The sequence below is a fragment of the Spirulina sp. 06S082 genome (genome assembly GCF_034932145.1).
In the GTDB taxonomy this organism is placed as follows: Bacteria; Cyanobacteriota; Cyanobacteriia; order Cyanobacteriales; family Spirulinaceae; genus CCY15215.
Map to the genome: position 1 here is coordinate 1 of NZ_JAYGHV010000335.1, position 5893 is coordinate 5893.

Consider the following 5893-nt stretch of genomic DNA (forward strand, 5'->3'; position numbering starts at 1 on the left):
CATCAAGTCGTTTGATTTCTCCTTTAACTTCGGTAAAGCCAACTTCAACTTTTGTTGCTAAAGAATCAATCTTTTTTTCGAGGGTATTTGCTAAAGAATCTATTCTTTTTTCCTGTTTTAAATCTAAAGCGAGGATTAATTGTCTTAATTCCTCAATCTCTGTTTCTGTTTTACTTGCCATTTTTTTATCACCTCAAACATAATTTGGGATAATTTGTCAGGAGAGGCGATCGCACTTTCTCCTATTTTCCTAAAATAACATATTATTAAGATGGGCGCACTATCCCCGAAATGCGATCGCCATCAAGAGAGAGGATTAGGAAAGAAAACTAACTTTCCCAAAACCGTTAATATTCCCGTCACCAAAATTCCTACAATACCAAAAAATCCAATTGTGATACTATTGAGACGAGCATTTGTATCATCAATCCGTTTTTCTAAAGAAGACTGTGTCTTCTCCATTTGCTTCTCTAGAGAAACTCTGGTATCGTCAATTCGTTGATTGGTGTCGTCCATACGTTTTTCTACATGACCAACCCTCTCATCAAGTCGTTTGATTTCTCCTTTAACTTCGGTAAAGCCAACTTCAACTTTTGTTGCTAAAGAATCAATCTTTTTTTCGAGGGTATTTGCTAAAGAATCTATTCTTTTTTCCTGTTTTAAATCTAAGGTGAGGATTAATTGTCTTAATTCCTCAATTTCGGTTTCCGCTTTACTCGCCATTTTTTTATCACCTCAAAAATAATTTGGGATAATTTGTCAGGAGAGGCGATCGCACTTTCTCCTATTTTCCTAAAATAACATATCATTAGGATGGGCGCACTATCCCCGAAATGCGATCGCAAGTGTAGTTGAAAAATCAAAAAATAGAGACAATTATAAAATTGAGTTTAAAATGAAGGTAAGGATATCTTACTATTTCTGCTCTAATGTAGCCTTTTGTGACAATGCGCTTTTTACCCTACGATACTTTTACCATTCAAACCCAAAAATCTCTTGCAGATGTTATTTCTCGCTTAGAACCTAAAATTGAAGAACCCAGAATTTTTAGGGGTTGGAATTTCGGTAGCGATCGCGCACCTTATGCGGGTAAAATCTCCCATACGGGGTTTGAGATTCATCGCGTTATTCAGTATCGCAACTCGTTTTTACCCAATATTCATGGGCATTTTGAGTCGTCACTTCAAGGAACAAACGTTCGCGTCACGATGAGTTTACATCCTTTCGTTACTGTTTTTTTACTGTTTTGGTTTTCGATTTGGTATAGTATCTCAATCCCTCTTTTTCTCTCCGATGTATTGTCTGGAGATATCTCTTTTGAAGCGGAGTTATTTTTAGGGATGCCGATGGTTCTTTTGTTTGTATTCTGGTGTGCATTTTGGTCTGAAGCCGATCGCAATCGTCGAGAATTAACCGCAATTATTTTAGAACAATCTCTTGAGAAAAAATCCTTAAGAAGTTTCTCTCCTAAACCACTTTGGATTGTGGCGATCGCGGTTATTATTCTCTGGAATATTTTTATTTTAAATGGGTTCTTTTCTTCATCTTTTCAACAAGGATTACAGTCTCCTGCGTTAATTTATTGTAGCCAAGGAAAAACTCAATCTCCCTACTGCAATTTTTCCCTTTTGCATAGTTTAGATGGACATCCGACGACTTCTGCGATCGCCATCAGTCCAGATGGTAAAATCCTCGTGAGTGGAGGAAGAGATAAAGCAATTAAAGTCTGGGATATAGAAACAGGAGAGTTAAAAAGAACCCTGCAAAGTGACTCGGGAGAAATTGAATCTCTGGCGATCGCACCAGATGGAAAAACTGTGGTTAGTGGTAGCGGCGATCGCATGGTGCGTATCTGGGATATTAGCTCAAATCAAGCCCCAAAAATGCTCAAAGGTCATACTAATTATGATGTCAATCAAATCGCTATTTCAGCCGATGGTAAGGCGATCGTGAGTGGGAGTTATAATGAGATAAAAGTCTGGAATTTGGCCACTGGTGAACCAAAAGCAACATTTCCCGAACAGGTTTCAACGGAGATTAATATTGGTCCTTTTACCCTCGGAAATATTATACCCTATTTTCGTCTCTACAGTATCAGTCCAGACGGTAAAACAGCCATCGTTGAGTTAGACAATAAATTTATTGCTTGGAATTTGGAGACGAATCAACAAACTATTTTACCTAAAAGTTGGCTTGATAATATTAGCAATGCTCTCATAAGTTTAGATGGAAAATCTGTTATTATTACCTCGTATCGACAGCCAAAAACATTTCTAAAAATCTGGGATTTAGCAACAGGAAATCTCAAGGCAAAAAAGATTATTTCTAAATCTTCCCGATACTACAGTCTAAATATTGCCCTCAGTGGCGATCGCGCGATCGTCAGTACACAGGAAGGATTGAAAGTATTTAATCTTCAAACTGCGGAATTAGAAGCGATATTAGACAATCTCGAAGACAATCTCGAATCAATGCGTTATCTTCTTCTCAGTCCAGATGGCAAACTTCTCGTTGGTATTACTGGTGATGCAGTTACAAAAGATGTTAAAATAAAAATATTTAAAGAATAGGTAATAGGTGATTTTGTTGTGTTAACATCCTCCACATTTCTTTGTCAACCCTTTAGATTCATTTTTAATATTTTGCCAATTAGGATGTCGATCTTGGAGTTGTTGACCGATTATTTTTATTGTCCCATTGCGATCTAGATAATCATAGAGTTTTTCCCCAATATTTGCTTCTAATTCAAATGGATACGACCCCATTTTGGAAGTTATTTTTTTAATTAAGAATTCTCTTTTAATGCCATTGTTCTCTAAAAATGGTACTATATCAATCAGATTTTTAGTATTATCTTGTGGCTGGAAACTTTTATCTGGATCTGCTTTCAATGTATATCTCCTACGTCTTTTAAAAGGATGCTGAGAATGGGGAGGATTTACCCATTTATAATGATGTTCGTAAGTTTGATTATTATCAACTATTGGATCTTCTCTTTCAATTCTGTTTCGTTCTTTCCAGTAATTTTTTTCAGCAATTACAAAAACACAATCACAAAAGAGTTTGTTGAATTCAGGAAAAATATCACCAGAAATCCAAAAATTGATTTGACCTTCTTCATTTATTAATTGTGTGATATGGCAATAAGTATGAAGAAAACTTTTATTCCAAAGATAAGGATCTTCATTCCCCCCAAAACTATCATGATAGACGGTTAAATTGTCAATATTAGTGACTTGTCTTTTGGGATGATAGATAAGATAGCTTCTTTTCATTTTCTCTCTTTCTCCAAAATTTGATAGCATTCTGCAACAGTCGTTCGTATTTTCATGGCTTTAACTAATGCTTCATAAGCGGTTTGATGCTTCTCAATTAAAGTTTTAGCTTGCAACTCTCCCCATTGTTGCTTATTGCGAGATTCTCTTGTAGGATAACCTAAAATTGCGAGAGTATCGGTAACTTTTTGGCGATCGCTGCCTCCGCCCTCTACCGTCTTATAAGTGAGAGATTCCGCCGCAATTCCAGCCATCCAAACCGTACAAAAGCGATCGCAGAACAATTGGCGATCGCCAGCCTTTTTACCTTGCAATAATTCTTCGGTATCAAAACGAACTCCACCTACTCCTTGTTGTCCATTTTTCAAGCTCTCCCATGCGGTAAGATCGTAGCCTGTAACGGGAATGCCGAGATAATATGCTGCGAGAAAATGTCCTGCTTCGTGACGCAAGACGCGATCGCGGTGTTCGGGAGAAAAACGCGATACCGTATCGAGGAGTAAGGTTAAGCCTTTTCCTTCCCAACCGAAGCGATCGGCTGTGAGAAAAGCAAGAATTGAGAAGGTTGCGATCGCGGGGACACTCTCAGGAATATGCACTAGCGGACCCAGTAAGATAGAAAGAGTCATCAGGAAAATGGCGATCGCGATTAAATTTAGAGCAGTTTGCTGCATAAAAAATAGAGTTTATCGGTATTAAAAATGCACTTTGCTTGATGTAATCCTAATGATAAACGAAGAAAGACAGATAAACAAACTAGACAAACCGAATCAAGAATTTAGTTACTTATCGGGACAATGGTTCGCGATATCATCTTTGCTAGTGCCAGGGGGATTGTGGTTATTATTGTTGCTGGTTTTCCCAACTCTGATTATTTTTGAACTCAGTTTAGTTCCTAATATTCATCCCGGTGAAATTGTTAATCCAAGCGGCTTAGATAACTATTTTCGTATCTTTCGTCCTGTTTATTTACGCGTTTTATCGCGATCGCTATTTTTAGCAGGAGGAACTGCATTAATTTGTCTCATTTTAGGATTTCCTGTTGCTTATTGGTTGGGACAATTTGCCCCTAAACGTTGGCGCAATCTCTTGCTTTTAACTTTCATTTTACCCCTTTGGACTTCTTCTTTATTGCGAACTTATGCTTGGATTTCAATTTTACGTCCCACTGGTCTTTTGAATACAATTTTAACTGCTTGCGGATTACCTTCTTGGAATATTTTAAATAGTGCGATCGCCGTTTTTATCGGCATGACTTACAATTATTTGCCTTATATGGTCTTAATTCTTTATGCGTCAGTGGAGAAATTAGATCGAAATGTTCTCGAAGCATCAGCCGATCTCGGTGCAACTCCGAGGGATACCTTTTGGCAAATTACGATCCCGCAAACGCGATCGGGAATTATTGCAGGATTTCTCTTAGTTTGTATGAGTGGATTAGGGGATTTTGTCGATCCAGAACTGTTAGGGGGTGCATCCAGTATGACAATTTCTCGCCTCATTTATAATCAATTTTTAGGAGGAACTCAAAATTGGGGTTTTGGTTCAGCATTGAGTACAGTTTTAATTTTAATGACCAGTATTGCGATCGCCTTATTAATCAAATATGGCGATCGGCGATCGACAAAAAATTATTAAGATTTAGCGATTCAATAGCCGCTTCCAAAGCGATCGCCACGTGGGTCCAATGGGTTCCCCCCTGACAAAAAACAAGATAAGGTTCTCGCAGGGGTCCATCTGCGGAAAACTCCGACGTACTGCCATCGATAAATGTCCCTCCAGCCATGACTAAATCGCTGGCATAGCCTGGCATAGCCGCCGGAACGGGATCCAGATAAGAACCAATGGGAGACACCCCTTGTAGCGCCTTACAGAAGGCAATCAGCCGATCGGGAGAACCCAATCGTATTGCTTGAATCGTATCGCGACGAGGAAGTAAAGGTTTAGGGTTAACCGGGTAGCCTAACTTAGCAAAAACAGAAGCAATTAAATGGCTTCCTTTCACTGCTTCCCCTACCATTTGTGGTGCTAAAAATAGTCCTTGAAATAACAAGCGATTTTGGTCGAAAGTTGCCCCTCCTTCACTACCAATTCCTGGTGCCGTCAAGCGACAGGCTGCTAGTTCCACAAGCTCCTTTTTTCCTGCAATATAACCCCCTCCCGTGGCGATCGTTCCCCCTGGATTTTTAATTAAAGAACCGGCAATTAAATCCGCACCCACTGCTGTTGGTTCTCGTTCTTCGATAAACTCTCCATAACAGTTATCGACAAAACAAATTGTCTCGGGGTTTTGTTTCTTCACTAAATGAACAATTCTGGCAATATCTTCTATAGAAAGACTTTCTCGCCAAGAATAACCGCACGATCGCTGAATTAAAACCAGTTTGGTCTTGTCCCAAATTGCTGTTTTTAAAACATCCCAATTAATCCCACCTTCTTGGGTTAATTCTAATTGACGGTAACTAATGCCAAAGTCCATTAAAGAACCGCGATCGCCTCCCCGCAGTCCGATGACTTCCTCCAATGTATCGTAAGGTTGTCCCGTCACCGAGAGCATTTCATCCCCTGGACGCAATACCCCAAATAATGCCGAGGCGATCGCATGGGTTCCCGAGACA

6 protein-coding genes and 1 pseudogene are annotated in these 5893 nt (G+C 39.1%); 2 read left to right on the forward strand and 5 right to left on the reverse strand.

Annotation, left to right across the window (positions count from 1 at the left end; all coding sequences use genetic code 11):
* Together VB714_RS20545 and VB714_RS20550 are read right to left on the reverse strand one after the other, a co-directional pair.
* Positions 1-181, reverse strand: a pseudogene (locus tag VB714_RS20545) (hypothetical protein); the annotation flags it as partial.
* Positions 182-303: 122 nt separating this feature from the next.
* Positions 304-678 carry a coiled-coil domain-containing protein gene (locus VB714_RS20550; RefSeq protein WP_416309752.1) on the reverse strand — a complete coding sequence of 125 codons (375 nt, stop codon included), beginning with the start codon at positions 676-678 and terminating at the stop codon, positions 304-306.
* A 269-nt stretch (positions 679-947) separates the two neighbouring features.
* On the opposite strand from VB714_RS20550, the gene VB714_RS20555 reads away from it, so the two are divergent.
* Entirely contained in the window at positions 948-2570 is a 1623-nt protein-coding gene (locus tag VB714_RS20555; RefSeq protein WP_323226554.1) for a hypothetical protein, read from the forward strand.
* Positions 2571-2591: 21 nt separating this feature from the next.
* Here the strand turns inward: VB714_RS20555 and VB714_RS20560 are convergent, their stop codons facing one another.
* On the reverse strand, positions 2592-3275 hold the full coding sequence (locus VB714_RS20560) for a hypothetical protein (RefSeq protein ID WP_323226556.1): 684 nt from the start codon (positions 3273-3275) through the stop codon (positions 2592-2594).
* Positions 3272-3949, reverse strand: a complete 678-nt coding sequence (locus VB714_RS20565; RefSeq protein ID WP_323226557.1) for an ATP-dependent Zn protease — start codon at positions 3947-3949, stop codon at positions 3272-3274. The genes VB714_RS20560 and VB714_RS20565 overlap by 4 nt, the downstream gene beginning before the upstream one ends.
* 52 nt (positions 3950-4001) lie before the next feature.
* Between VB714_RS20565 and VB714_RS20570 the strand changes: the two genes are divergently transcribed.
* Complete coding sequence (locus VB714_RS20570) at positions 4002-4913, forward strand: ABC transporter permease (protein WP_323226558.1); 912 nt, start codon at positions 4002-4004, stop codon at positions 4911-4913.
* Here the strand turns inward: VB714_RS20570 and VB714_RS20575 are convergent.
* Positions 4876-5893, reverse strand: a 1018-nt coding sequence (locus tag VB714_RS20575; protein WP_323226559.1) for an aminotransferase class I/II-fold pyridoxal phosphate-dependent enzyme, incomplete at its 5' end; no start/stop codon positions are given. The genes VB714_RS20570 and VB714_RS20575 overlap by 38 nt on opposite strands.